Here is a 24,908-nt window from a genome sequence, read left to right as displayed (position 1 = left end):
CGGGCGCGATCCGTTCAGCTCCGGGCGCTTCGGACAGCCAGAGCTTCCGCGGAGTAATCATGCACATAACCGGTCAGCTCGCGCAGCTTCTCCAGCGAAGCTTCCGGGAACAGGCCGTGCCCCAGATTGAAAATAAAGCCGGGCTCCTGCACGCCTTCGTCGATAATTCGGGCGGCGCGCTCATGAATGAGTTCCTGCGGTCCGGTCAGGACGAACGGATCGAGGTTGCCCTGCACCGCGAAGCCCGCTCCGAGCCGTCTGCGGCCTTCCGCGATCGAGACTCTCCAATCCAGTCCGATCACGTTCGCTTTCAGTCCGCGCAGCGTCGGCAGCAGTTCCCCCGAGCTGACGCCCGGGAAGTAAATCTTCGGCACGTCCGCAAGTTCCGGCATCGCCGACAACTCGTCGAAGATGCGCGTGATCGTCGGCAGGACGTAATGCGAGAAATCCTGCGGCGACAAAGCGCCCACCCAGCTGTCGAACAGCTGGAATGCTTTCCCTCCGTTTAATACGTGCGCGCGCAGATAAGCGATCACCATGTCTCCCAATTTGTCCATCAGGGAGAACCAGAGCTGGGGTTCGCTGTACATCATCGTTTTCGTGCGGATGTAATTTTTCGACGGTCGCCCTTCGATCAGGTAGCTTGCGATCGTAAACGGAGCTCCGGCGAACGTAATCAGAGGCACGTCCAGCTCGCGGTCCAGGATACGGATCGTCTCCAGGACATGGCCGAGATCGCCTTCCACGTCGATGGGACGCAGACGCTCCACATCGGCCGCGCTGCGAATCGGATTGTCGATCACCGGACCGACGTCCTTCACGATATCGAAGTCGATGCCGATCGAAGCGACCGGATTCATGATGTCCGAGTACAGGATCGCCGCGTCCACGCCCAGCTTGCGCACCGGCATCAGCGTGACTTCGGCCGCAAGTTCCGGCTGCCGGCAGATTTCGAGCAGCGAATAGTTTTCCTTGATCTTGCGATATTCCGGATCGTATCTGCCGGCCTGTCTCATATACCACACAGGCAGACGGTCTACCTCCCGGCCGTAACAGGCCCGGATAAAACGATCGTTATAAGTCATGTCGATGGGGTCCTCCAATACCGGATAATCGCTCTTCGTAAAAGCATTCAATTTTAATTATGCGCCTTTAAGACATTTCTCTCAAGGCGAGTTTGCGTCGATTCGTTGACGATTTTGTACCTATTTAATTATCCACCCCAACCGGACATTTGGAAACGGGTTCGGCGGCTTTATCATCCAACGTTCACGCTTTCTTCACCATTGCGACCGAAAATCCGTCATAGGCGGGCAGCAGCGTTCCGATCAGTCTCGGATCTTCCGCGATGCGGCGGTTGAATTCGCGCACTCGGAGAATCGCGGGACCGTTGCGCTCCGGATTGAGCGTGCGGCCGCGCAGCAGCAGGTTGTCGGCTACGATAATCGCACCCGGCCGCGCCATTTCAAGCGCCATGTCGAGGTAGTTGACGTAATTCAGTTTGTCCGCGTCGATGAAAAAGAAATCGTAGGTCTCTCCGTCCTCGCGCAGCTTTTTCAGACTGTCCAGCGCCGGGCCGACCAGATAACGGGTCCGCCCGCCGAAACCGGCTTCCTCCAAATGGCCGGCGGCCATCTCCGCGTACTCGGCTTTCAATTCGAGCGAGGTCAATGTGCCGTCTTCCGCCATGCCGCGGGCCATGCAGACTCCGCTGTATCCGCCCAGCGCCCCGATCTCCAGAATGCGTTTGGCACCGGACAGCGTCACCAGCAGCGTCAGCATCTTCCCGTAACCGGCCGCTACCGACACGTCGGGCATCCGCGCATCGTGGATCGCCTGCTTGATTTTGAGCAGAAGCTCGTCTTCGTTCGCCAAACTTTCCGTATAAGCCTCGGCCGCTTCGGCGTTCATATGCGGGTCGTTCATTTTTTCCACTCTCCATTTTCCCTTAAGCTTTGTGGGTATCCGTTATTGTAACGGGAACCTTGTTCCCCTATACTAGATTGAGCATTGAGCGCGCGAATGCCCCGGACACGCGTATCCGCGTCCGGCCGCATCGCTGGCGTCCTCCGACTTCCCATCTAACGATTGTACGATTTTCCTGCAGGCTGCACAAGCGCGGAACCGATGATTTTTGCCCGGAACCGGCTGACCGAAGCCTCTTATCTTTATTATTAAACGGAGCTGAATTTATGAGAATCCCAGAAACTTTAACCTTGATCGCCACCTGCCCGATGGGCATCGAAGCGGTTGTCGCACGCGAACTGAAAGACCTCGGCTACGCCGACGCACGTACGGAGAACGGCCGCGTCACCTTTACCGGCACACCCGCCGACATCTGCCGCACCAATCTGTGGCTGCGCACGGCCGACCGGGTCCTGATCAAAATGGCCGAGTTCCCCGCGCTGACCTTCGAAGATCTGTTCCAGGGCGTCAAAGCCGTCGATTGGGCGGGCTTCATTCCCGAATACGGCGAATTCCCGGTCAACGGGCGTTCGTACAAATCGCAGCTGTCCAGCGTGCCCGCCTGTCAATCCGTCACCAAAAAAGCCGTCGTCGAAAAAATGAAAGAATCGTACGGCACCGAATGGTTCGACGAAGACGGCCCGCTGTACACGCTCGAAGTCTCGCTGCTCAGCGACGTGGCGACGATCACGCTCGACACGACCGGCCCTTCGCTTCATAAGAGAGGCTACCGCAAGACGACCGTCGAAGCGCCGCTCAAGGAAACGATGGCCGCCGCGCTGATCCTGCTCAGCCGCTGGGGTCCGCACCGTCCGTTCTACGATCCGTTCTGCGGTTCCGGTACCCTGCCGATCGAAGCCGCGCTGATCGGTTGGAACATCGCGCCGGGACTGCGCCGCAGCTTCCCGTCCGAACGCTGGGACTTCGTGCCCGAAGAGATGTGGGCGCAGGCGCGCGAAGAAGCGTTCGACGCCGTGCGCGACGATATCCCGCTGAACATCGGCGGCAGCGACATCGACCCGGAAGCGATCGAGATCGCCCGGGCTTCCGCCAAGCGCGCCGGGCTCGGCAGCGAGATCACGTTTACCGCGCAGCCGGTCGCCCGCTTCAAAGCCGAAGGCAAATACGGCTGCGTCATCACCAACCCGCCTTACGGCGAACGGCTGAGCGAAGAAGACGAAGTCGAGAAGATGATCCGCCAGCTCGGACGCGCTGCGCTCGATCTGCAGGACTGGTCGTTCTTCGCGATCACGCCGACGGAAAACTTCGAACAGAATTTCGGCAAAAAAGCCGATAAACGCCGCAAGCTGTACAACGGACGCATCGAGTGCCAGTTCCTGCAGTTCCTGGGACCGCTGCCTCCGCGCCGTTAAGAGCAAGGAGGTCTTTCATTGCGCCTAACGAATATCCGAGACACTCGGAACAAGCCCGGCTTTAAGCCGGGCTTTCTCTATATCTCCGCCGCCTATATCCTGTTCGTCCTGCTGATGCTCGGCAAGCTGCGCCTGCTGCACGGCAATCTGCAGCTGCCCTATATCGACATGAACGGGACCGACACGCTGATCGCGGCCGGCAGCCTGCTTGCTTTGTCGTTCTGGGTATTCTGGCTGATGCCCGGCGGACGTCTGTTTGCCCTGGCCCTGCTCGACCTGCTGCTGACGGCGCTGATCTTCTCCGATCTCGTCTACTTCCGCTACTTCGGCGACTTCTTGACCGTTCCGGTGCTGCTTCAGGCCGGGCAGGTCGAATCGCTGGGCGGCAGTATCGCCGAACTGCTGCGCTGGCGGGATCTGTGGCTGTTCGCCGACTGGCCGTTTCTGCTGGCGGCCGCGCTGTGGGCTTGGTCGGGCCGGCGCCGCGGACGGAGGAACTTCTCCGGCGCCTCTGCCGCTGTCGGAGCCGGCACGCAGACGCGTTCGCGCCGCAGCGTGCGGCTCCTGCAGCGCTTCGCCGCCGGCCTGCTGGTGCTTGCGATCGGGTTCTCCGCCGCCTTTTTCCCGATCCGCCACGCTTCCCAGACCTGGGCCAAGAATCTGCTGGAGAACAACTGGTGGAACATGTCCCTGTACAACGTAACGGGTCTGTTTGCTTTTCACGGGATCGACGCTTACCGGTACGCACAGACGGCCATCGGCAAAGGCCGGGATCTACCCGCGGAACGCCTGGACGAAATCCGCGATTGGTATGCCGCCAGCCGGCAGCAGCGCTCGCATTCGGGCGAACTTTTCGGCAAATATGCGGGCAGCAGCGTCGTCACGGTGCAGGGCGAAGCGTTTATGAACTTTTTTGTCGGCAAAAAAATAAACGGGCAGCCGATCACGCCGAATCTGGATGCGCTCCGGAGCGACAGTCTGTACTTCGACAATTTCTATCATCAGACGGGTCAGGGACGCACCTCCGATGCCGATCTGGCCGCCAACTTCTCCCTGCATCCGCTGCCTTCGGGTTCGGTCTTTATCCGCTATGCGGACAACGCGTTCGATACGATGCCGTCGATCCTCAAGGAGCACGGCTACACGGCCAACGTCTACCACGCCTACGACGGCAGCTTCTGGAACCGCAACCGCATGTACAAGGAGATGGGCTACGACCGCTTTTATACGGAAAAAGATTATCAGATCGACGAACCGCTCGGCTGGTCGCTGGGCGACCGTTCTTTCCTGAACCAGTCGGTCGGCTTTATGGAAGATACGCCGCAGCCTTTCTACTCGTTCCTGATCGGATTGTCCAGCCATCATCCGTATAACCTGGCGCTGAAAGAAGAAGAAAAGCTCGATGTCGGCGAATATGCGGGCACAACGTTCGGCGACTACCTCCAGTCCGTGCATTATGTGGATTCGGCTTTGGGCGATACGGTGAACCGAATGAAGGAGGACGGACTCTGGGACGACACGATCTTCGTCTTCTACGGCGACCACGATTATTCGCTGGACGACCGCGAAGCGGCGGGCCGGCTGCTCGGCCGCGAGCTGTCCGAATTCGATTATGGACAGCTGATGGCACAGGTTCCGCTGCTGGTCCATCTGCCGGACAGCGCGCTGGCCGGCACGTACGACCAACCGGGCGGGCAGCTCGATCTGATGCCGACGCTGCTCCCGCTGCTCGGGATCGACGCCGGAGACTATTTCCTGATGGGCAACGATCTGCTTGACCGCCGCGCCGACGGGAATCGACTGGTCGTGCTGCGCAGCGGCGCCTTTACCGACGGAGAGATCTATTACACCCCTTCCGCGGACGGCGTATTCGAGAACGGGATCTGCTACGATCTGAAGAAGCGGCAGCAGACTGATGTCGAACGGGCACGCGAGGGCTTCGAAGAAGCTTCGAAACGGCTGTCCATTTCCGACGATGTGATCTCCCGCGATCTGATTCCGGAGTTGAAAAGCGACCGGGAAGCCGTCCGTTAAGCGGACAGACGGCGATTTCGGCGGCCTGCCGGATTCCGTTCATCCCTGTTAACCTCTATAGCAAAAGCCCCGAATTCCGTCTAAACGGATTTCGGGGCTTTTGCTGTAGGTTCGGGCGGACCAAACGGCGCCAAGCGCCGAATCGGTCAGGCTTTTTTGATAAAAGGAGCCACTTTCGCCAGGACTTCGTCTTCCGTCGGAGCGCTCACATAGCGTCCGTTGATAAAGACGAACGCCCGCTTGCCGCAGGGACCGCAGTACGATTTGCAGCCGACTTTGATCTCGGCGTCGGGCGCCATTTTTTTCAGCTTCGGCACGATCGTTTTCATGCGTACATGCTGGCATTTATCGCAAACGCGAATATCGTTGGCCATGATTGTTCCCTTCTTCTATGGCAGACCCTAGTGGTCGCCGTGGTTGCCCATGGCGGGATTCGTAATCACGAACCCTTCTTCCTGGGCGCTGTACAGATAGTCGATCTTGATTCCGTCGAGCATCGGTTCGCTGGCGTCCAGCAGCACGTCGATGTCCTTGTCCGTCGAAACGCGTTCGTCGCCGTCTTTTTGCTTGTCGAGATCCATGCCGTAGTGGGCGTGGTCGCCGTGGGAATGCGTCACGAAAACGCGGATATTCATATCCTTGTTCTCTTCCTTGTTCAGTTCTTCCAGCAGTTTCTTCGCGGCGTTGCGCGTGATTTTGACTTTCATGACAGTCTCCTTCCGCCTGCGGCCGCAGCCGAGGCTTGCAATGGAATAAGGCCGATCCGGCAGCTTGGCATCAGAACGACGCGACCTGCCAGATGGCTTTGGTTCTTGCGATATACTCGGCGAGCCACTTTTGCGCGATTTTCTCGAACATATCGGATTCGCCGCTGTGCAGGAACCGATGTACGGGAATGGCGTCTCCGGTTTCCAGCTGTCCTTTTTCATATAAAAGGGTACTGACTTCGCGAGCCGTCTCTTCGGCCGAACTGATCAGGCTGACGGACGGCCCCATGACCCGCTGGATCGTGTCCGCGAGAAAAGGATAATGCGTACAGCCCAGAATCAGGCAGTCCAGCGGCAGGGCACGCAGGGGCAGCAGCTCGTTCTTGACGATCTCGTAAGTGGCGCGGCCGCTGAAATGTCCCTGTTCGACCAACGGGACAAACGGCGGGCAAGCGCGGCTCACCACGTTGACGAACGGCGAAATCTGCTTCAGCGCCTGGGCGTAGGCCCCGCTGTCGATCGTTCCTTTGGTCCCGATTACCCCGATCATGCCGCTGCTCGCTTTGCTGATGGCCGCGCGCGCTCCCGGATGAATCACGCCCACGACCGGAATATCGACTTTCGCCGTAATCGTCTCCAGCGCCGCGGCCGTAGCCGTATTGCAGGCAATGACGATCATCTTGGGATTGAACGTCATCAAATAATCGACGATCTGCTCCGTAAATGCGCGAACTTCCTGGAGATTCCGCGGGCCGTAAGGCGTACGCGCCGTATCCCCGAAATAGACGATCTGCTCTCTCGGCAGCTGACGCATGACCTCTCTGGCCACGGTCAGGCCGCCGACTCCCGAATCCATTATCGCAATAGCTTGCTGCACGAGTACACGCTTCCTTCATATCGTTTTCCCGGGCATCCGGACTTCGCGCAGCCTTGCCGCCAGGTCCGGACCGGGGTTGAAATTAAGTCTAATCCCTATCATAGCGAAGCGCTGTTGCTGCCGCAAGCGGCTTTTTGGGGTTTTCTTTATCGCGAAGCGGACGAAATCCAAGTCCTCCGCAGTAGAGAACGTTCGAAGACGCGGCCGGATATCTAGGACTGCCGTCCGTCGTTTCCGTTCGAAGCGCCCGCTTCTTCCCGTTCTTCCGAATTCCGGCTGCCCGGGGGAGACGCTTTCTGCTCCTGTATCCGGTATTCGCGTTCGGAACGGAACTCGGTGCCGTCTTCTTCGCGCAGCCGGTAACCCGATCCCTCGTCTTCTTCTTCCTCTTCCGGTTCAAAACCGACCGGATCTTCGGTCTGCGTTCCCGCGTAATACGGGTGCCCCGGATTCAGATCGACGACGATCCGCTCGGGTGCCAATACGGACGGCTGCTGTTCGCACAGCCACCGCAGTCCCGCTCCGCCGAGCAGTTGGCCGTCCGCCACTTCGCCGCCGCTGCCGTACAGATAATAGGAAGCGCCGTAGATCATCGGAATGACCCGGTCGGGCGTCAGTCCCACGACCCGGCATTGAATATCCGGGATCCCGAGCGAACTCAGGCCCAGCGTATCGACCAGCACTTCGTCCTGGCGCTGCATCTGGTACACCCGCACGTTAAGCGCCCCGTACAGCGGCTCGGTCGGATAGGCCGTGAGGAACGCGCCCGCGTCGACCAGCTGCCCGCTGGGCTGCCAGTACACGGCGTCGCAGCCCGTCGTCTCGATGACGCTTGCAAGTACGGCCTGGAACATCTCCATCCGCCGGACAAACGGCAGCATGGCGGCATACCAGTCGCACAGCGTAACCGCGTAGCGGTATTCTCCCAGCCGCTTCGCTCCGCCTTCCCATTTCCAACTCTGCTGGAGCACGCTGTCCCAATTCAATTCTTCGCGGATCGGCCTCGGCTGGAACAGCCGGGTCTGGGCCGGAACTTCGGCATCGGTGAAAGCGATAGAATAATCGGGATGGTAAAAAACGGCCGCCAGCTCGAAATTGTCGCTGCCCGTCGTTTCTTTGCGCTGCAGCGCTTCGTTCTCCACCTGTTCCGTTTCGCGGAACGGTCCCGTATTGATGGCGGTTCTTTTGATGCGGTGATGAATATTATGCAAAATGTTCGAAACATCGAGCTTCGGTTCTTCGCGGAACAGCAGCTCTACCGCGTACACCGGAAGAAACCCCGGTTTCATTCGTTTGCCTTCTCTTGGTTGTCCTGCCGAATCGGCCATAGTCCAGCTTCCTCCTCCGTGTCCTGTCGGGTCTGCATGCTCAATGCGGGCATTTCTAGGCAAGCTCGCTGAGCAGGTACCGGTTGACCCGGTCCCCAAACCGTTCGAGTGCGGCGGGCAGTTCCATCGTCAGCGGATGCAGCGCCGCCCGGTCCCACTCGTAGTAATCCTGTACCAGCGGGCGGCGCAGTCGGACCAGCTGCCGCATCTGCTCGTGCAGCCCGTCGTCGATCACCGACTCCCCGTGGATAATATCGATAATATCTTCATAGCTGCCCGCATCGCGCATGATAAAGCCGTCGATCAGATAGCTTCCGATGTCCGTTACCGCTTCAAGCGCCAGATGCAGAGCCCGTTCCTGGGCAAGTCCCTGCAGCAGGGACCCTTCCCATTCGGCCGCGACCAGACGCATCGCTTCGATCGTCTGCGGCAGCGACAGCAGCCTTTTTTCGATTTGTTCCCGATTCACGTAATACACTACCGGTCCCCCCCGTGTCTTTCACGCTTACGCCGACTAGACTTCGTAGTCGACCGCCAGCGAGATTTCTTTGACGCCGTTGATGTATTCGATAATCTTCTGGTGGACGGGATGCGTCGTATACGCCTGAAGATCGTCCAGCGTATCGACGGTTGCCGTCAGCGCAATATCGAACGAACGCTCCGAACGCAAAATATCGGTTCCGATTTCCAGCGTTTTGACCTGCTCGATTTTGCCTTCCATGCTGCGCAGCACGTCCGCCGCTTCCGCTACGCTTTCCGGCGAACGGTTTTTCAATTTGAAGAAAACGATATGTCTGATCATATTTTCTCATCTCCCGATGCAGTATAGGGCTGTTCAGGCTTCAGAAAAAGCTCACAAAGAAACTATATCATAAGGTGAGCGGTTACAGCCAAAAACGGGGAAAGCGATTTCCCGAAAAAAGCGGCCGGCCTCGCAAAACCTGCTGGGGCGCCCGGCTTCTTGCAGAACGTACGCCAAAACAGAAAACCGCTTTCCCCCGGGGGAAAACGGTTCTCCGTTTGATTGCAGACGGCTTGGCGGATCGATCCGCCCCAGCCTTCGTGTTATTCGCTTTTCTCTTCGTCGCCTACGCGCTCCGGAGCCACTTCGGCTTCTTCGCCTGCGGTTTCCGTGTCTTCCTCGAGGACCTGCGGTACCACGACGGAAGCCAGAATTTCGTCTTCGGAAGAAACCAGCTTGACCTTATCGTCCAGCTTGAGATCGGCCGCCGTCAGTTTGTCGCCGATTTCCAGGTGCGTGACATCGATTTCGAGCGATTGCGGGAGATCGTCAGGAAGCGCTTCGACTTCCAGCTCATTGGCTTGAATCTGGAAGATCCCGCCTTCTTTCGAGCCTTTCGCTTCGCCTTGATAATCGATCGCGATCGATGCGCGAACCGGCGTATTCTTGTCGATCTGAATGAAATCGGCGTGAATGATCCGTCCGTTCAGACGCTGCACGTCTTTGATCATGACCTGCGATGCCGAACCGCCTTTTACATTCAGCGAGAAGATGTCGGCGCCGCCTCTTTGCACGTGGCGCAGAAGATCCTTGCCGTCAACGTGAACGGCGATGCCGTCCGCTTTCTTGCCGTATACGACAGCCGGAACACGTCCGCTCTCGCGCAGTACTCTCATATCGGAACGTTTAAAACCGGTTCTTTTCTCAGCTTCAAGTGCTTTACTCATATTACTCGACCTCCTTGGAATTGGACAAATCGACTTGGGAAAGGGATGATGCACCGGCCAGGCCGTGCCCTCCTTCGTCTTCACCTTACTCTATTACCCCGAAGAAGCTAACTTGTATCACAAGGTGGCGAATCCGCGAAAAACAGGGCGCCTTCTTGCTGCGCGGCTTCAGCTTGCGGGCGAATCCGCCGCGAGATGTTCGAGCAGGTAAGGAGCGGTCCGGCTGCCTGTGGACGCCGCCACCTCTGCCGGCGTACCGGCCGCCACGACCGTCCCTCCTTCCGCAGCCGCTCCGGGACCGATATCGAGGATCCGGTCGGCCTGGGCCGCGATCCGCATATTGTGCTCGACCATGACCACCGTATGTCCGGCGCGCACCAACGCGTCCAGATGGCGCAGCAGGCGGTCGGCATCGACCGGATGCAGGCCGTTGGTCGGCTCGTCCAGCAGATAGAGCGTCCGGCCGCGCTGCGTGCGCTGCAGTTCGGCCGCAAGCTTGATCCGCTGGGATTCGCCGCCGGACAGTTCCGTCGCGGGCTGGCCGAGCTTCAGATAGCCGAGTCCGAGATCGAGCAGCACCGACAGCGGCCGCGAAATGGCCGGCTGCTCCGCGAAGACGTCTACCGCTTCCTCCACGGTGAGTGCCAGCACGTCCGCGATCGTCAAATCGTTCCACGTCACTTCGAGCGTCGCGGCATTATAACGCGCTCCCCCGCATTCCGGACAGGGCACGTACAGGCTCGACAGGAACATCAGCTCGATCTGGACGAAGCCCTGCCCTTCGCAGGACGGGCAGCGTCCGGCCGCCACGTTGAAAGAAAAACGGCCCGCTTTGTACCCCCGCTCCCGGGAGAGCGGCGCGGCGGCAAACAGCTTGCGGACGTGATCGAACAATCCGGTATAGGTCGCCAGGTTCGAGCGGGGCGTCCGGCCGATCGGCTTCTGGTCGATCCGCACGAGGCGGCGCAGGGAATTCAGGTCTCCTCCGACTTCGCCCGAAATTTCACCCGGTTCTTCTTTTTCCTCTTCTTCCGCCGATTCGGCAGGCAGGCTGCCCAGATGCGGCGCCAGAAGCGCCGGCAGCGCGCCGGAAATCAGGCTGGACTTGCCCGAACCCGATACGCCGGTGACGGCCGTCAGGCATCCGAGCGGAATCTCGACGTCCAATCCGTTCAGGTTATGATAAGAAACTCCCTTGAGCTTGAGCCAGCCTTCCGGCGTCCGGCGTTCTCTGAGCGCCGAAGCCGACTCCGCGAACAGATAATGCCGCGTGACCGAGTTGTCCACGTCGGCCAAGCCGGCGGGCGGCCCGCTGTACAGCACCCGTCCTCCGCGTTCGCCCGCTTCCGGTCCGATATCGACCAGCCACTGCGCATGCTTCATGATGTCGAGATTGTGCTCGACCACAAATACCGAGTTGCCCGCGTCCCGCAGCGCCGCAAGCGACTCCAGCAGCGCTTCGCCGTCGGCGGGGTGCAGACCGGCCGACGGCTCGTCCAGCACGTACACAACCCCGAACAGCTTGGAGATCAGCTGCGTCGCCAGGCGCAGCCGCTGGAGTTCACCCGAAGACAGCGTCGGTGCCGGACGGTCCAGCGACAGATGGCCGACGCCGATCGCGATCAGCCGATCCAGCCGCCCCGCCGCGTCTTCTACCAGACGCCGGGCAATCAGCGCTTTTTCCGTCGCTCTTGGGTGTACGGCATCGGGCTGCGGCGTTTCATGGGCCAACACCGCTTTTTCCAGTCTGTCCTTCAGTTCCGTGACGGGCAGCCGGAACAGATCGGCGATGTCCAGTCCGCCGAACGTTACGGACAGCGCCTCCTGCTTCAATCTTTTTCCGTGGCAGAGCGGGCAGGGACCGACGACCAGATAAGGTTCGAGCCGCTGGCGGCGTCCCGGATTGTCGGCGGAAGCGTACATATGCAGCAGCTGCCGGCGCGCGCCGGTATAATTGCCCATGTAATCCGGCCGCCGCCCGGCTGCGATCGCTGCCTGGATCTCTGCGTAATCGAGATCCGGGTAGACCGGAGCGGACGGCTTCTCTTCGGTGAACAGAATCCAGTCCCGGTCCTGCTGCGGCAGTTCGCGCCACGGCTTGTCCACGTCGTAGCCGAGCGAGATCAGGATATCGCGCAGATTCTGTCCGTGCCACGCGCCCGGCCAAGAAGCGATCGCCCGCTGCCGGATACTCAAGCTCGGATCAGGGACCATGGAAGCTTCGGTCGCGTCATAGATCCGGCCGAGCCCCTGACACTTCGGGCAGGCTCCCTGCGGCGTGTTCGGCGAGAAATCTTCGGCGTACAGCACCGATTGCCCCGCCGGGTAATCGCCGGCACGCGCATACATCATGCGCAGCACATTGGAGATGGCAGTCAGACTGCCCACGGTGGAGCGCTCCTGCGGAACGCTGCGCTGCTGCTGAAGCCCGACCGCCGGCGGCAGTCCTTCGATACTTTCGACTTTCGGCGTTCCGGCCTGCTGGATCAGCCTGCGGGCGTACGGTGCGACGGACTCCAGATAGCGCCGCTGCGCTTCGGCATACAGCGTGCCGAACGCGAGAGACGATTTGCCCGAGCCCGATACGCCGGTAAACACGACGAGCGCATCGCGCGGAATATCGAGGTCGACGTTTTTCAAATTGTTCTCGCTGGCTCCGCGGACGCGGATCATATCGAGGGGATCGCGATCGGATTCGGATAAATGGGAACGATGGGATACACTCATGCTGGCGGTCCTCCTTGGTGCTTGGCGCTTCATCTTAATGAAGGTTCGCACTGCGAATTTGATTCATACTCCGGCGGGATCGACAGTCGATCCCGTTGCCTTGGTATCTTTACCTCATTTGCCGGAAAGGAAATCAGCCGGCGCCTGCGGACCGCCGCATCCCATCTGAAAAAACAAAAAAAGCCGCCGATTTCCCAAAAGGAAACCGACGGCTTTCGATCAAACGTGATGCGGTCGAGAGGACTCGAACCTCCACGGGGGTTAGCCCACACGGACCTGAACCGTGCGCGTCTGCCAATTCCGCCACGACCGCATAATAGTGAACCGGGCGTTTTGCCCTGCCCGAATAATATAACACAGACGGCAGGCGGATGGCAAGCCTTTTGGCAAGAAAAATCGTTTCTCCTACCAAAGGGAACTCTGTCGGGAGCGAATTCTGCCCGATGCGGGGACGGGGACCGGGATCGGACAAGCAAGAAAACGGCGGCCTGCAGATGCCGATCGATGACCCGGGCACGCCTTCTATCCGCGCCGCGGCTGCGCCGCCGAATTTCTCTCGATCAATTCCGGAATGTAGAGCTTGTCTTCCGCACCGCCTGCCGGGTACAAAGATCCGCCTTCGATCATGGCAATCAGCCGCCTCGCCGCTTCGCGGCCCATCTCTTCTTTGGGATGGGTCAGCGTCGTCAGCGGAATGCCGGAGGCCAGCGCCAGGGCCGAATCGTCGAAGCCGACGACCGACACGTCGCCGGGTATCGACAGGCCCAGCTCCCGCGCGGCATGGATCAGCGGAACGGCCAGTTCGTCATTGTAGGCGACAAGCGCCGTCGGACGATCCGGACCTTTGAGCAGTTCTCTTGCCCGCTTCAGGGGCAGATCGCCTTTTTGCGGCGTCGTATACGTGACGACATGATCGGGAGCCAGCGGGATGCCCGCTTCCCGGTGCGCATGCATGAATCCGCGCAGACGGTTGACACCCTGCAGATCGTCCGTCTTGAAAAAGCCGGCAATCCGCGTATGTCCCTGTTTGATCAGATAACGGGCCGCCGTCAGACCGCCCAGCTCGTCGTCCACTTTGAGACACGGCACTTCCAGTTCGCGGTAGCTTTCGTTGATCATCAGGAACGGCAGATTCTTCGACTGCATCGACAGGTAGAACGGCAGATTGGGATTGCCTTCGGCGCTTTTGGTCGGTTCGATAATCAAGCCGCTGAGCGGTTCGCTCAGCATCAGGCGCAGGCACTCCATTTCTTTCTCCTTGTCGTTGTCCGTGCTGGCCAGCAGCAGCCGGTAACCGCGGCTGCGCAGTTCGGCTTCCGCCCCGCGCACGATATGCGGAAAGATATAGTCGGAAATATACGTGGTTACGATACCGATGGTTCTCGGCTGCGCCGCTTCGTCCCGAACGCCGGCTCTTCGGACGAACGTCCCTTTGCCCTGCACCCGTTCAAGAAGACCCTGGCGCTCGAGTTCCGAGAAGGCCTGGCGAACGGTCTGGCGGCTGAGTGAAAACTGTTCAGCGATTTCGTTTTCCGACGGCACCTGGCCTCCGGGCGACAGCCTTCCGCTTTCGATCCAGCTCAAGAGTTCATTTTTTAAGATCATATATTTGGGAAGCCGCTTGTTCATCTTCATTCACCTCGGTCTGTATTTGCGGTTCGAACTTCTTTTCGACAACAACCCTGCTTAGGCAAGCCAAGTCGATCTGCAAAGCAGACTCTGGATTCCGCCCAGTTGTACGTACAATCAAATTTTAAAGCCGCCTGTTTGATAATGCAAGCGAAATCCGCGGTTTAAGCGCTTTAGGCAGAAGGGGGATTTTTTATCCGTTTCCCTTAAACAATTTATAAAAGATCCCGACCTATAAAATTAGAAATAACTCTGTCCGAAATACCCGGTAAATCCCGCTTCAAACCGGACTTTGACGGAACTCAAAAAAGTTGTGACAATTTTAAGTAGAAAAATTCACAAAAAATGTGATTACAATCACAAATCTTTTGAATTTTAATTAAATATAATAAGATTGTAAGTTCGATCAAATTTGAAATAGCGGCGGCTTACCGGATCTTCCGGCCCCGCCGTTTCCCAAGAATTAACTTGTGAAGATTATCACATTAACCCGGCGAATCGCTTGCTCCTACGGAAGCGTCTCTCCTTCTCACCGAATTCAAACGCCAAGGAGGCCTTTTCTTATGAACACCGCAAAAGAACAACTCGTCGTAATCGGCAACGGCATGGCCGGCATCAACACGCTGGAACAAATTCTGAAACTGACCGACCGTTTCGAGATTACCGTATTCGGCAGCGAACCCTATCCCAACTATAACCGCATCATGCTGTCGTACGTTCTCGAAGGCAGCAAATCCCTCGAAGATATCGTGCTGAACGACTGGAGCTGGTATAAGGAGAACGGCATTACGCTGCATACCGGCACAACGGTGACTCATATTGATACGGCGGGCAAAACGGTTCTTACCGATACAGGCCTGACGCGGTCTTACGACAAGCTGCTGATCGCCACAGGTTCGAATTCGCTGATGCTTCCGATTCCCGGCAGCGAACGCGAAGGCGTCGTCGGATTCCGCGATATCGCGGACTGCGACCAGATGCTCGACGCCGCGAAGCAGTACAAGAAAGCGGCCGTGATCGGCGGCGGACTGCTGGGTCTCGAAGCGGCCAAAGGCCTCGTCGGTCTCGGCATGGACGTCACCGTCGTCCACCTGATGGACGATCTGATGGAACGCCAGCTGGACAGCCAGGCTTCCGCCATGCTCAAGACCGAGCTGGAACGCCGGGGCATCAAATTCGCGATGGGCAAATCGACAGCGGAAATGCAGGGCGACCACCGCGTACGCAAACTGGTATTCACGGATGGTGAAGAAATCGAAGCCGAATTCGTGGTCATGGCCGTCGGCATTCGTCCGAACAAACAGATCGGCGAAGTCAGCGGCATCGAGACCAACCGGGGCATCCTGGTCGACGACTTTATGCGCACTTCGGCTCCCGACGTCTACTCGGTCGGCGAATGCGCGGAGCACCGCGGCATGTGCTACGGCCTTGTCGCTCCGCTCTTCGAGCAGGGCAGCGTGCTTGCGAAACATATTTGCGGCATCGAAACGGAAGGCTACAACGGTTCGATCACCTCGACCAAACTTAAAATCTCCGGCGTGGACGTTTTCTCGGCCGGCGAATTTATCGAAGGTCCCCGGCATACGGTTATCGCGGCCAAAGACGAATGGAAACGCACCTACAAAAAGATCCTGCTCGATCAAGGCAAAATCGTCGGTGCCGTCCTGTTCGGCGATGTCACGGAATCGGCTTCGCTGCAAAAATACGTTCGTGAAGCCGCGGAGATGACCGACGAAATCTACGGCGATCTGATGGGTACGGGCGGCCACTGCGGCGGCAAGTCCAAGACGGCGGCTGTTGAGAAGATGGCCGACGACGAAATCGTCTGCGGCTGCAAAGGCGTCACCAAAAAAACCATCGTCGACGCCATTACGGAAAAAGGCCTGACGACTGTCGACGAAATCAAAGCCTGCACCGGAGCGACCGGCTCGTGCGGCGGCTGCAAACCGGTTGTCGAACAAATCCTCAGCTTCGTTCTCGGGGACGGTTTCCAGAAAACGGTCAAGACCGGTATCTGCGGGTGTACGCCGATGAGCCGCCAGGAGATCGTGGCCAGCATCAAGGAAAAAGGCCTGCGCACGACAAAAGAAGTCATGCACGTTCTGGATTGGCACAACCCGGAAGGCTGCTCGAAGTGCCGCCCTGCCGTCAACTACTACCTGGGCGTCATCTATCCGGGCGTACATAAAGACGAGAAAGAATCGCGCTTCGTCAACGAACGCATGAACGCCAATATCCAAAAAGACGGAACCTACACGGTTGTTCCGAGAATGTACGGCGGTGTCACGACTCCGGAAGACCTCAAGAAAATCGCCGACGTTTCGGTCAAATACAATGTTAAAGCGGTTAAAGTCACCGGCGGACAGCGTCTCGACCTGATCGGCGTCCAAAAAGAAGACCTGCCGAAAGTCTGGGAAGAACTCGATATGCCTTCGGGTTATGCGTACGCCAAATCGCTGCGGACCGTCAAAACATGCGTCGGTTCGCAGTACTGCCGCTTCGGCACGCAGGATTCCATGGCGGTCGGCGCGATGCTCGAACGCAAATTCGAACGGCTCGACTTCCCGGCCAAATTCAAAATCGCCGTCAACGGCTGCCCGCGGAACTGTGCGGAATCGTGCACCAAGGATATCGGCATCGTCGGCAATGACGGCGGTTGGGAAATCTTCGTCGGCGGCAACGGCGGGATCAAAGCCCGCCTGGCCGACTCGCTCTGCAAAGTGAAAACGGACGAGGAACTGACCGACACGGTCGCCGCCGTGATGCAGTACTACCGGGAGACCGGCAACTACCTGGAGCGGACATCGGAATGGGTAGAACGGATCGGGCTGGAAGATATCTACGCCAAAACGGTTGCCGACGCCGAAAATCGCCGAAAATTGGTCGACAGCATCGAACATGCCCTGACTTTCGTCGAAGATCCGTGGAAACAAGTATTGAACGACAAAAAACTGCGCAGCGAATTGTTCGAAACGGCCAAACCGGCCGTGCCGCAAGCCTAAACAGATTTCGAGAGGAGCTTGACCATGACTCAATCTTTCAACGCCGCGCCTATCGCGCTTGACTCTATCGACGGCTTTCCGAGCCGGATCGGACGCGTCTTCCTTCTCGACGAGACCGAGATTGCCGTATTCCGCACTTCGGATGACGAATTCTATGCGGTCGAGAACCGCAATCCGCATCCGAAAGGCGGCCCGCTCGCGGAATCGATCGTATCCGGCCATTACATCTACGACCCGCTGTACGATTGGAAAATCGATCTGAAAACAGGTCTCGTGCAGGAACCGGATTCCGGTCAAGTGAATACGTTCCGCGTCGAGGTGCAGAGCGACCAGGTCGCCGTATTCAAGTAGCCCTACCTATTGACCCGGACCGGCCGAGGATAGATTCGGCGGCCGGTCCGTCTCACCGTTTGATCCATGTTGTCCATTCCCATGCCCAGGAGGCTGACCCCTATGTTTACCGAAAGCGTAAAGTCCGTTGTCGAAGCCGCAGTCAAAAAAAGAGATTTCATGAACGAGCATCCGCTGCGTTATTGGATCAGCGCCATGCTGGCCGGTGCGTTCGTCGGTCTCGGCATTATCCTGATCTTCTCGCTTGGTGCTCCGCTGGCCGCGATCAAGTCGCCGTTTCAGCCGCTGGTGATGGGCGCTTCGTTCGGAATTGCCCTCACCCTCGTCATCTTTGCCGGTTCGGAACTGTTTACCGGCAACAATATGTTTTTCACCGCTTCGACTTTGGCCCGGCGCACTTCGATGAAAGATCTCGGCAAAAACTGGACGCTCGTCTTTTTCGGCAATCTGGCGGGGGCCATCGTGCTCAGCCTGCTCGTGCTTGGAACCGGACTGTTCAAAGGCATCGCACCGGAGCATTTGATCTTCGCCGCGGCCGCCAAAAAAATGAGCCTGCCGGTTATGGAACTGTTTTTCCGCGGCATTCTCTGTAACTGGCTCGTCTGCCTGGCGATCTGGATGGCCAGCCGGACCACGAACGACGCAGCCAAGATCATGCTGATCTGGTGGTGCTTGTTCGCTTTCATCGCAAGCGGCTATGAGCACAGCGTGGCCAATATGACGCTGCTCAGCACGGCGCTTCTGCTGCCGGGCCACCCGGCAACGATCACGCTCGCCGGTTGGCTGCACAACATGATTCCGGTCACCCTGGGCAATATCGTCGGCGGAGCGTTTTTCGTGGGTGCCGCTTACTGGACCATCTCTCCGGTCCACAAGTCTTCCCAGGAATCGCAAAGCACGCTTTCAAACGAGACGCGTTCCGCTTCCTAAATCGAACGTTCTCCGAACCAAAAACCTCCGTGCGGGCTGCGCATTGGAGGTCTCTTTTTTGACTGAAACGCTTTCGAATTGTAACCAAATTAGTTCTTTGTCACTAATTTTCGTCTTTTTCCAGCTTTTACATGGTATTTTCCGTCCGCTGTCTCTATATTCGAGTGATACGAAGGGCTTAGGAACATAAGCTTGATTTATTGTTTTGCGACTGACAGACTCTGTTTTCCCGTTTGCCCTTACAGAAAGGAAAGTGAACCCAAGCATGACTATAGTCGATTCCATGATGCAGGTCGTCCCTTACCTGAGTCAAATGATGCGCGAGAACACGGCCATCACGATCTACGATCATTCCCACATCCTCTATTATGTCCAATCCGGCAATTTCGATCTCGGTATCAAGACCGGAGACAAACTTTATCCCGGTTTCGAGGATTTCGGTGCGCTCAAAGGCCGCAAAGAACCTTCGCTCGCCGAATACCCGGCCGATATGTTCGGTTACGGCTATCCGCTTCATGCGGTGATTATCCCGCTGATTGAACAAAACGAAGTCGCCGCCGTCCTGACCGTAACATACGATCAGACCAACCAGGAAAAGCTCAAGAGTATCGCGGCCGACAACCATTCGATCGCAAGCCATCTGGTCGATATGGTGCAGCACGTGGCCGCCCATGCCCAGGAACTTCAAGCCACAAGCGAACAAATCCTGACCAATACGCAGACCGCCGTGCAAAAATCGCTCAAGATCAACAGTGTCGCGACACTCATCAAGGAAATCTCCGATCAGACGAATATGCTCGGCCTGAATGCCGCTATCGAAGCGGCACGCGTCGGCGAGCTGGGTGCAGGCTTCGGCGTCGTCGCTACCGAAGTACGGAAGCTGGCCGTCCATTCCAAAAACGCAACCGCCGATATCGAAATCGCACTCAAAGACGTTCAGGATTCGATCCGCGTCATGGAAAACGAGATCTCCCAGATTGTTGCTTCTTCCCAGGAACAAGCCAATCTCGTAACGACCTTCACCGATGTGATCGAACGTCTGCAGCAGACCGGCGAATCCATGCAGGATTTGGCAGGCAATCTGACCCGTTATCACGACTCCGTTCGTTAAGAACCCGCCGAAGCTGCCCACCGGTCCAACCCGGGAAACGGGCAGCTTTTGCTTTTTAGGTAGGCGATCACCGGAACGAGGCAGCCGCAGAGCATGCAGGTGGTGCCGCCCTGGAATTTGGGGCAGCCGCCGCAGGCTTGCAGCCTCGCTTCATATTCGGCTTGATTCACTCTGAGTTCCGGTGCAAACGCCGGCGAAGCCAGCAGCCTTTCCATTTGACGTTCGTTCACCGCAAATTCGTCGCCGCAGCTTCGACACATTCGGTTGTTTTCTCGCATTCGCCGTTCTCCTCTCCGCTTTGACCGTTTTATCCGTTATATCCGTTATATCCATACAAATATTTAAGGTTTATACGACTATTATAAAGACATTTCCGCCCGGACGGTCAATCCTTCTTTTTTTCTTTTTGCCGATGCCAAATCGCCTGCTTTCCGACCTTGCTTTTACAGGGCGCCAGCCTCTAAACTATAGGTATGTGTTTGCTGTTGGCGAAGCGTCGCCGGGGCATTGAAAAGTCTGATTCCGAAGGAGAGAACCGCGATTTCATGAAGGCCCTCAGAGATTTTTTCTACATTCCGGGAATTCGCAGGGCGCTGGCGCTGATTCTGGCTGTCGTGCTGCTTATTATGCTCCGGAGCATGCTCAGCATGCTGCTGATCACTTTTATCCTTACTTACCTGATGAACCGCCTGCACCGTTTTGTTCGCAAAGGTACGGACCGGATCAAGATCAACAACAAAGTGGTGCTGATCCTGACTTACGCTCTGCTCGTATTCGCACTCGGGTTCGGGATTTACCGCTATCTTCCCGTATTCATCTACGAAATCCAGCAGCTCATCAATCAGGTCATCTCGTTCTACAACAATCTGTCCAACCTGGCGCTGCCGGATAACGCATTCACCCGTTATATCATGAATTCCCTTAAGGAATTCGATATCGCGAGTTACGTCGAAGGCGGTTTCGATTTCCTGCTGCACACGCTGAGCGATATCGGCAAATGGAGCCTGAATCTGTTTATCGCTTTTATCCTGAGTTTGTTCTTCAATCTGGAAAAAGACAAAGTCACATCGCTGATGTCCAAATTCCGCTACAGCAAAGCCGCTTACTTCTTCACGGAACTTGAGTACTTCGGACGCAAATTCGTGACTTCGTTCGGCAAGGTGATCGAGGTACAGTTCATGATCTCGCTGACCAATTCGCTGCTGTCGCTCGTGTTCCTGTGGATTCTCGGTTTCCCGAATCTGTTCGCATTGTGGCTGATGATTTTTGTACTGGGCCTTGTTCCGGTTATGGGCGTTGTCATCTCGCTGATTCCGCTGTGCGCGATTGCCTTCAACATCGGCGGCTTCAAGATGATCATCTACATCCTGGTCATGATCGTCGTTCTGCATGCGATCGAAGCCTATATCCTCAATCCGAAATTCATGTCGAACAAGACGCATCTGCCGATCTTCTTCACGTTCTTGATCCTGCTGCTGGGCGAGCATTTCCTCGGCGCATGGGGCCTGATCGTCGGTGTGCCGATCTTCGTCTTCCTGCTCGATATCCTGGAAGTTCCGCTTGAACCGGGCGGCAAAGCGTCCTCGGCCAAGAAGAACGAACCGCCGGCCATGCCGCCTACGATTCAATAGTAATCGATGGAGTCGCCGAGGCTTCATCGGACGCATCCTTTTCAAGAAAAAACCGAGCCGCATTTTCGCGGTTTGGTTTTTTGGTCTGTCTGCGGCTTCGCTTCCATGCCGGACTGCAACGAATCGTAAGCAGACAAAAAAGGACCCCGGCGAGGTGGCTTCGCCGGGGTCAAGCTCTATGACTAGAGGGGATTGATTACATCTTAAGCCTCCAACCTGAAAACAATCTGAAGCCTCGATGAAGTTTGGATAAAAGAGCGCGCTCAAGCCGCGTACGCTTTGGCTTCCGCTACAGCGCTCCGTAAGCCGCCGCGCGCACGCGCAGGTGATAGTGCTCTTCCATGTTCGGCAGCATCTGGTGCATATAGACGATCGCCGTATTCGTTTCGGGCGAGATCGAAGTCCAGGTGCCGGCCATGCCGGTCCAGCCAAATTCGCCGAGCGGACTGCTGCTGCCGCCCGCCGCCCGGTCGATCAGCGTCCGGACACCCAGTCCATAGCCGTAACCGGCCGAGTAGGAACCTCCGAAGTCCTGCATCTGCGCGGCGTCCAGATGATTGGTGCGCATCAGGTCGATCGTATGGCGGCCCAGGATGCGAACCCCGTTCAGCGTCCCTCCCTGCGCCATCATACTGGCGAATCTCAGATAATCGCGCGTAGTCGCATATAACCCTTGTCCCCCGTATTCCAGCAGTGAATCGGGACGATGCAGCGCGTCCATCTCCTCGGATGCGGGCGTCAGCGTACCGTCTTCCGCCCGTTCATACATAACGGCCATGCGTTCTTCGATATCCCCTTGGTAGCGGTAACCCGTATCGGTCATGCCGAGCGGTCCGAAGATTTCGTTTTGGAGAAATTCTCCGATACTTTGGCCCGAGATGACTTCGATCAGGCCCGCGACCAGATCGTGTCCGTATCCGTACAGCCAATGCGTGCCGGGTTCGAACATAAGCGGAGCCTGCGCCGTCGCCCGGATCTCGTCCCGCAGCGTGTAGCGCCCTCCGGTCCGTTCGCGCAGTTCGGTCCGCAGCCGGTTGATCTCGCGGACGGACAGCGATTCGCCGTACGGATACGGATGCCCGGTCATCATCGTGAATGCGTGCCGGATCAGGATCGGATTCTGCACCGGCTCGGTATGCACCTGGCCGTTCGGACCCGTCACCGTTTTCCGTACGTCTTTGAACTCCGGCAGATACCGGTGCAGTGGTTCGTTCAGCAGGAACTTGCCCCGCTCGAACAGAATCATGGCCGCGGCGCAGACGATGACTTTCGTCATCGAATACAGACGGAATACCGTATCCGGTCCCGTGTCGATACCTTTTTCCAGATTGGCTTGTCCAAAATAATGTTCGTAGACCACTTCGCCGTTCTTGGCGATCATGCAGGCGCCGCCGGCAGGACCGGTCTCGGGAAAAGATTGAAGCAGCGCGGACAGGTGATCGAATTGTGCCATACGTGTAATTCTCCTTTTTAAACGGAATGGTTCATCTGCAGCGGATGGGCAGCCTGAAAGCGTTACCCTTTCTGTCTATTTTGACAGATCGAAACCGGTTTATCCAGTCTTCGGCACAAATAAAAACGGCCGTCGAAAGGTTGGCACCCTTCGACGGCCGTTTATTCCTGCACTGCTTATATGGAGCCTAGGGGGCTCGAACCCCTGACCTCGTCGCTGCCAGCGACGCGCTCTCCCAGCTGAGCTAAGGCCCCGCATCTGATTTTTCTCACAAGAAATAATATATCATAGAACGTTTACCGAGTCAATACTTCTTTTCACCTCAAATAGGCCGCCTTTTATCCGAACCTGCAAAGGCGGCATTGGAGGGAATCTTTTATTCGCACCGCTTTTCAGTTTGCTTGGACGAACAACGTTTGAATCAAGCCGGATATCGATTTGTCGTACAAAGCCCGGGCGCCCGCCGCACCGGGAAGATGTCCGCCCAGATACAGATCGATCACCCCGTGCAGCGAAGCCCAGATCAGTTCCACGGCAAGCTTCGGATCTTCTTCGTTCATAAGACCCCGCTCCGTCGCTTCGGCCACTATGCGGTTCACCTGCTCAAGCGCCGTCACCATGGTCTGCAGACTTTCTTCTTCCGGCTTGAATTCGCTGAATGCCCCGCCGAACATGACTCTATAATAGCTGGTATATTTCTGTGAAAAGTCCCAATAAGCCTGGCCCAGGCCATACAGGTACCGCTTGAGATCCGGCTGTTCCGGAACCGCTTGAAACTCAGCCGCAAGCAGCGTACACCCTTCCAGGAACAACTCTTTGACCAGACCTTCCTTGCTTCCGAACAAATTGTAGATCACCTTGGTCGGACATTCCATTTTTTCGGCGACTTTGCGAATCGTAACGGCTTCCGCGCCGGATTCCTGCAAAATGGACGCCGCCGCTTCGATCATGCTGAACTTCAATGTCTCGGTATGCTGAAGTTTGGCTTTTTGATAGGTTGTCAGCGTACGTCCCTTTTTGGAAAGCGCCGTCGACGGATCCTGCATAAGATTTCACACCCTTAGCTTGTTGATTTTCCAAGACCGATTTTTGTCTGCTCTTTATTTTAGCGGCTGTTCCCGCAAAATGCCAACGAACAAAGAGATTGCACCCGGCCAGCCCGGCTTCTTTCGGAAAGTTTCAGGCACTCGAATATTTAGATTGACTTTAAAAACAAGCTCCAATACAATGATTCTTATAGAAACACTGTTTCAAAAATGGATACGGGGAGCGATCATTTCGTGAAATCGACAACAAACAAGCAGGTATTAATTACAGGAGCTTCTTCCGGAATCGGCGAAGCTTTCGCGCATGAATTTGCAAAAAGAGGAAACGCCGTGATTCTGGTCGCGCGCTCCGAAGCCAAACTGATCGACCTGGCAGCCAAGCTGCACAACCAATACGGCGTTCAAGCGGAAGCGGTCGTCTGCGATCTGTCCCAACCGGATGCACCGGCTCGCCTGTATCAACAATGTACGGAGCGCGGCCTAAATGTCGATATTCTGGTCAACAACGCAGGATTCGCTACTTATGGACTGTTCGAACAGCTCTCTGGGGCGAGGCAGCATGAAGAGATCAGACTCAACGTGCTGGCCGTCGTCGATCTCACGCACTTGTTTTTGCCGGACATGTTAAAAAGAAAAAGCGGTGTCGTCATCAATGTCGCTTCGACCGGAGCTTTTCAACCTCTGCCGAATATGGCCGTCTACGGCGCAACCAAAGCTTTTGTCCTGTCGTTTACGCAGGCGCTGTGGGAAGAAAACCGAAAACGCGGCGTACAGTTTCTGGCTTTGTGCCCGGGAGCTACGGAAACCGAATTCTTCAACGTTGTCGGTACGAACGAAGCTTCCGTCGGCAAAAGAGGCACGCCCGCCGGTGTCGTTCGGGCGGCTCTCCGTTCGCTTCAAGCAAACCGGGTCTACGTCATTCCCGGTTTTCAAAACTATGTCTCTTCCCAGCTGTCCCGGTTTTTCACCCGCAAACAAATGCTGTTCCTCGTCGGACGGATGCTTCGCGCACGCGCGTGAAGACGTTGAAGCGACAGAACCGTTCTATGCAAAAA

Annotated in this window: 22 protein-coding genes and 2 tRNA genes; 8 read left to right on the top strand and 16 right to left on the bottom strand. The window is 57.0% G+C overall.

Features of this window, described 5'->3' with window-relative positions; all coding sequences use genetic code 11:
- Positions 1–14 precede the first annotated feature (14 nt).
- Both hemE and HOP44_RS08690 read right to left on the bottom strand, forming a co-directional pair.
- On the bottom strand, positions 15–1,085 hold the full coding sequence (gene hemE / locus HOP44_RS08695) for a uroporphyrinogen decarboxylase (RefSeq protein WP_172252461.1): 1,071 nt from the start codon (positions 1,083–1,085) through the stop codon (positions 15–17).
- 184 nt (positions 1,086–1,269) lie between these two features.
- Positions 1,270–1,926: an O-methyltransferase gene (locus HOP44_RS08690; RefSeq protein WP_246369690.1), complete on the bottom strand. Its 657-nt coding sequence runs from the start codon at positions 1,924–1,926 to the stop codon at positions 1,270–1,272.
- 266 nt (positions 1,927–2,192) lie between these two features.
- Here HOP44_RS08690 and HOP44_RS08685 point away from each other — a divergent pair, with 266 nt between their 5' ends.
- On the top strand, positions 2,193–3,338 hold the full coding sequence (locus tag HOP44_RS08685; RefSeq protein WP_172252459.1) for a THUMP domain-containing class I SAM-dependent RNA methyltransferase: 1,146 nt from the start codon (positions 2,193–2,195) through the stop codon (positions 3,336–3,338).
- A gap of 18 nt (positions 3,339–3,356) precedes the next feature.
- Positions 3,357–5,372 carry an LTA synthase family protein gene (locus HOP44_RS08680; RefSeq protein ID WP_172252457.1) on the top strand — a complete coding sequence of 672 codons (2,016 nt, stop codon included), beginning with the start codon at positions 3,357–3,359 and terminating at the stop codon, positions 5,370–5,372.
- Between the two features lie 146 nt (positions 5,373–5,518).
- On the opposite strand, the gene HOP44_RS08675 is transcribed toward HOP44_RS08680, so the two are convergent.
- From HOP44_RS08675 to HOP44_RS08630, 10 genes are all read right to left on the bottom strand, one after another.
- On the bottom strand, positions 5,519–5,746 hold the full coding sequence (locus HOP44_RS08675) for a YuzB family protein (protein ID WP_172195442.1): 228 nt from the start codon (positions 5,744–5,746) through the stop codon (positions 5,519–5,521).
- 27 nt (positions 5,747–5,773) lie between these two features.
- Entirely contained in the window at positions 5,774–6,079 is a 306-nt protein-coding gene (locus tag HOP44_RS08670; RefSeq protein WP_172252455.1) for a HesB/IscA family protein, read from the bottom strand.
- Between the two features lie 70 nt (positions 6,080–6,149).
- Positions 6,150–6,956, bottom strand: coding sequence for a glutamate racemase (racE, locus tag HOP44_RS08665; RefSeq protein ID WP_172252453.1), 807 nt, complete (start codon positions 6,954–6,956; stop codon positions 6,150–6,152).
- A 212-nt stretch (positions 6,957–7,168) separates the two neighbouring features.
- Complete coding sequence (locus HOP44_RS08660; RefSeq protein ID WP_172252451.1) at positions 7,169–8,284, bottom strand: DUF4261 domain-containing protein; 1,116 nt, start codon at positions 8,282–8,284, stop codon at positions 7,169–7,171.
- Between the two features lie 55 nt (positions 8,285–8,339).
- Positions 8,340–8,762 (bottom strand): HepT-like ribonuclease domain-containing protein, encoded by a 423-nt coding sequence (locus HOP44_RS08655; RefSeq protein WP_172252449.1) that lies wholly within the window; start codon positions 8,760–8,762, stop codon positions 8,340–8,342.
- 36 nt (positions 8,763–8,798) lie between these two features.
- Positions 8,799–9,086: a Dabb family protein gene (locus HOP44_RS08650; RefSeq protein ID WP_172195447.1), complete on the bottom strand. Its 288-nt coding sequence runs from the start codon at positions 9,084–9,086 to the stop codon at positions 8,799–8,801.
- A gap of 263 nt (positions 9,087–9,349) precedes the next feature.
- Positions 9,350–9,973 (bottom strand): 50S ribosomal protein L25, encoded by a 624-nt coding sequence (locus HOP44_RS08645; RefSeq protein WP_172252447.1) that lies wholly within the window; start codon positions 9,971–9,973, stop codon positions 9,350–9,352.
- Positions 9,974–10,141: 168 nt separating this feature from the next.
- Entirely contained in the window at positions 10,142–12,700 is a 2,559-nt protein-coding gene (locus HOP44_RS08640; protein ID WP_172252445.1) for an excinuclease ABC subunit UvrA, read from the bottom strand.
- A gap of 229 nt (positions 12,701–12,929) precedes the next feature.
- A tRNA-Leu gene (locus HOP44_RS08635) sits at positions 12,930–13,013 on the bottom strand.
- Between the two features lie 209 nt (positions 13,014–13,222).
- The gene (locus HOP44_RS08630) at positions 13,223–14,335 is read right to left on the bottom strand and encodes a GntR family transcriptional regulator (protein ID WP_172252443.1); all 1,113 of its coding nucleotides are present in this window, start codon (positions 14,333–14,335) and stop codon (positions 13,223–13,225) included.
- A 557-nt stretch (positions 14,336–14,892) separates the two neighbouring features.
- Between HOP44_RS08630 and nirB the strand changes: the two genes are divergently transcribed.
- The 4 genes from nirB to HOP44_RS08610 all read left to right on the top strand — a co-directional run bounded on the left by nirB (position 14,893) and on the right by HOP44_RS08610 (position 19,723).
- Positions 14,893–17,331 carry a nitrite reductase large subunit NirB gene (gene nirB, locus HOP44_RS08625; protein WP_172252441.1) on the top strand — a complete coding sequence of 813 codons (2,439 nt, stop codon included), beginning with the start codon at positions 14,893–14,895 and terminating at the stop codon, positions 17,329–17,331.
- A gap of 24 nt (positions 17,332–17,355) precedes the next feature.
- Positions 17,356–17,682, top strand: coding sequence for a nitrite reductase small subunit NirD (nirD, locus tag HOP44_RS08620; protein ID WP_172252439.1), 327 nt, complete (start codon positions 17,356–17,358; stop codon positions 17,680–17,682).
- A gap of 102 nt (positions 17,683–17,784) precedes the next feature.
- Complete coding sequence (locus HOP44_RS08615) at positions 17,785–18,612, top strand: formate/nitrite transporter family protein (protein WP_172252437.1); 828 nt, start codon at positions 17,785–17,787, stop codon at positions 18,610–18,612.
- A 265-nt stretch (positions 18,613–18,877) separates the two neighbouring features.
- Positions 18,878–19,723: a methyl-accepting chemotaxis protein gene (locus HOP44_RS08610; RefSeq protein WP_172252435.1), complete on the top strand. Its 846-nt coding sequence runs from the start codon at positions 18,878–18,880 to the stop codon at positions 19,721–19,723.
- On the opposite strand, the gene HOP44_RS08605 is transcribed toward HOP44_RS08610, so the two are convergent.
- Positions 19,720–20,001, bottom strand: coding sequence for a DUF6171 family protein (locus HOP44_RS08605; protein ID WP_172252433.1), 282 nt, complete (start codon positions 19,999–20,001; stop codon positions 19,720–19,722). The genes HOP44_RS08610 and HOP44_RS08605 overlap by 4 nt on opposite strands.
- Before the next feature lie 267 nt (positions 20,002–20,268).
- On the opposite strand from HOP44_RS08605, the gene HOP44_RS08600 reads away from it, so the two are divergent.
- Positions 20,269–21,354: an AI-2E family transporter gene (locus HOP44_RS08600; protein ID WP_172252431.1), complete on the top strand. Its 1,086-nt coding sequence runs from the start codon at positions 20,269–20,271 to the stop codon at positions 21,352–21,354.
- A 289-nt stretch (positions 21,355–21,643) separates the two neighbouring features.
- Here HOP44_RS08600 and HOP44_RS08595 read toward each other — a convergent pair whose 3' ends face one another.
- The 3 genes from HOP44_RS08595 to HOP44_RS08585 form a co-directional block, all read right to left on the bottom strand.
- A complete protein-coding gene (locus HOP44_RS08595; RefSeq protein ID WP_172252429.1) occupies positions 21,644–22,807 on the bottom strand; it encodes a serine hydrolase domain-containing protein in 1,164 nt (387 codons plus the stop codon).
- 181 nt (positions 22,808–22,988) lie between these two features.
- Positions 22,989–23,061, bottom strand: a tRNA-Ala gene (locus tag HOP44_RS08590).
- Positions 23,062–23,199: 138 nt separating this feature from the next.
- On the bottom strand, positions 23,200–23,853 hold the full coding sequence (locus HOP44_RS08585; RefSeq protein WP_172252427.1) for a TetR/AcrR family transcriptional regulator: 654 nt from the start codon (positions 23,851–23,853) through the stop codon (positions 23,200–23,202).
- A gap of 234 nt (positions 23,854–24,087) precedes the next feature.
- Here HOP44_RS08585 and HOP44_RS08580 point away from each other — a divergent pair, with 234 nt between their 5' ends.
- On the top strand, positions 24,088–24,873 hold the full coding sequence (locus tag HOP44_RS08580) for an SDR family NAD(P)-dependent oxidoreductase (RefSeq protein WP_425501832.1): 786 nt from the start codon (positions 24,088–24,090) through the stop codon (positions 24,871–24,873).
- Positions 24,874–24,908: the final 35 nt, after the last annotated feature.

Origin of the sequence: Saccharibacillus deserti, assembly GCF_013618475.1 — a bacterium.
Taxonomy (GTDB): domain Bacteria; phylum Bacillota; class Bacilli; order Paenibacillales; family Paenibacillaceae; genus Saccharibacillus; species Saccharibacillus deserti.
The sequence above is the reverse complement of the archived record's forward strand: the minus strand, read 5'-3'. Positions and strand labels throughout refer to the sequence as shown.

Coding starts and splice junctions, on each gene's coding strand:
- HOP44_RS08610 (WP_172252435.1), top strand. CDS start 18,878: ATGACTATAGTCGATTCCATGATGCAGGTCGTCCCTTACCTGAGTCAA.
- HOP44_RS08600 (WP_172252431.1), top strand. CDS start 20,269: ATGAAGGCCCTCAGAGATTTTTTCTACATTCCGGGAATTCGCAGGGCG.
- HOP44_RS08645 (WP_172252447.1), bottom strand. CDS start 9,973: ATGAGTAAAGCACTTGAAGCTGAGAAAAGAACCGGTTTTAAACGTTCC.
- nirD (WP_172252439.1), top strand. CDS start 17,356: ATGACTCAATCTTTCAACGCCGCGCCTATCGCGCTTGACTCTATCGAC.
- HOP44_RS08630 (WP_172252443.1), bottom strand. CDS start 14,335: ATGAAGATGAACAAGCGGCTTCCCAAATATATGATCTTAAAAAATGAA.
- HOP44_RS08685 (WP_172252459.1), top strand. CDS start 2,193: ATGAGAATCCCAGAAACTTTAACCTTGATCGCCACCTGCCCGATGGGC.
- HOP44_RS08675 (WP_172195442.1), bottom strand. CDS start 5,746: ATGGCCAACGATATTCGCGTTTGCGATAAATGCCAGCATGTACGCATG.
- HOP44_RS08660 (WP_172252451.1), bottom strand. CDS start 8,284: ATGGCCGATTCGGCAGGACAACCAAGAGAAGGCAAACGAATGAAACCG.
- hemE (WP_172252461.1), bottom strand. CDS start 1,085: ATGACTTATAACGATCGTTTTATCCGGGCCTGTTACGGCCGGGAGGTA.
- HOP44_RS08640 (WP_172252445.1), bottom strand. CDS start 12,700: ATGAGTGTATCCCATCGTTCCCATTTATCCGAATCCGATCGCGATCCC.
- HOP44_RS08595 (WP_172252429.1), bottom strand. CDS start 22,807: ATGGCACAATTCGATCACCTGTCCGCGCTGCTTCAATCTTTTCCCGAG.
- nirB (WP_172252441.1), top strand. CDS start 14,893: ATGAACACCGCAAAAGAACAACTCGTCGTAATCGGCAACGGCATGGCC.
- HOP44_RS08605 (WP_172252433.1), bottom strand. CDS start 20,001: ATGCGAGAAAACAACCGAATGTGTCGAAGCTGCGGCGACGAATTTGCG.
- HOP44_RS08670 (WP_172252455.1), bottom strand. CDS start 6,079: ATGAAAGTCAAAATCACGCGCAACGCCGCGAAGAAACTGCTGGAAGAA.
- HOP44_RS08585 (WP_172252427.1), bottom strand. CDS start 23,853: ATGCAGGATCCGTCGACGGCGCTTTCCAAAAAGGGACGTACGCTGACA.
- HOP44_RS08615 (WP_172252437.1), top strand. CDS start 17,785: ATGTTTACCGAAAGCGTAAAGTCCGTTGTCGAAGCCGCAGTCAAAAAA.
- HOP44_RS08690 (WP_246369690.1), bottom strand. CDS start 1,926: ATGAACGACCCGCATATGAACGCCGAAGCGGCCGAGGCTTATACGGAA.
- HOP44_RS08650 (WP_172195447.1), bottom strand. CDS start 9,086: ATGATCAGACATATCGTTTTCTTCAAATTGAAAAACCGTTCGCCGGAA.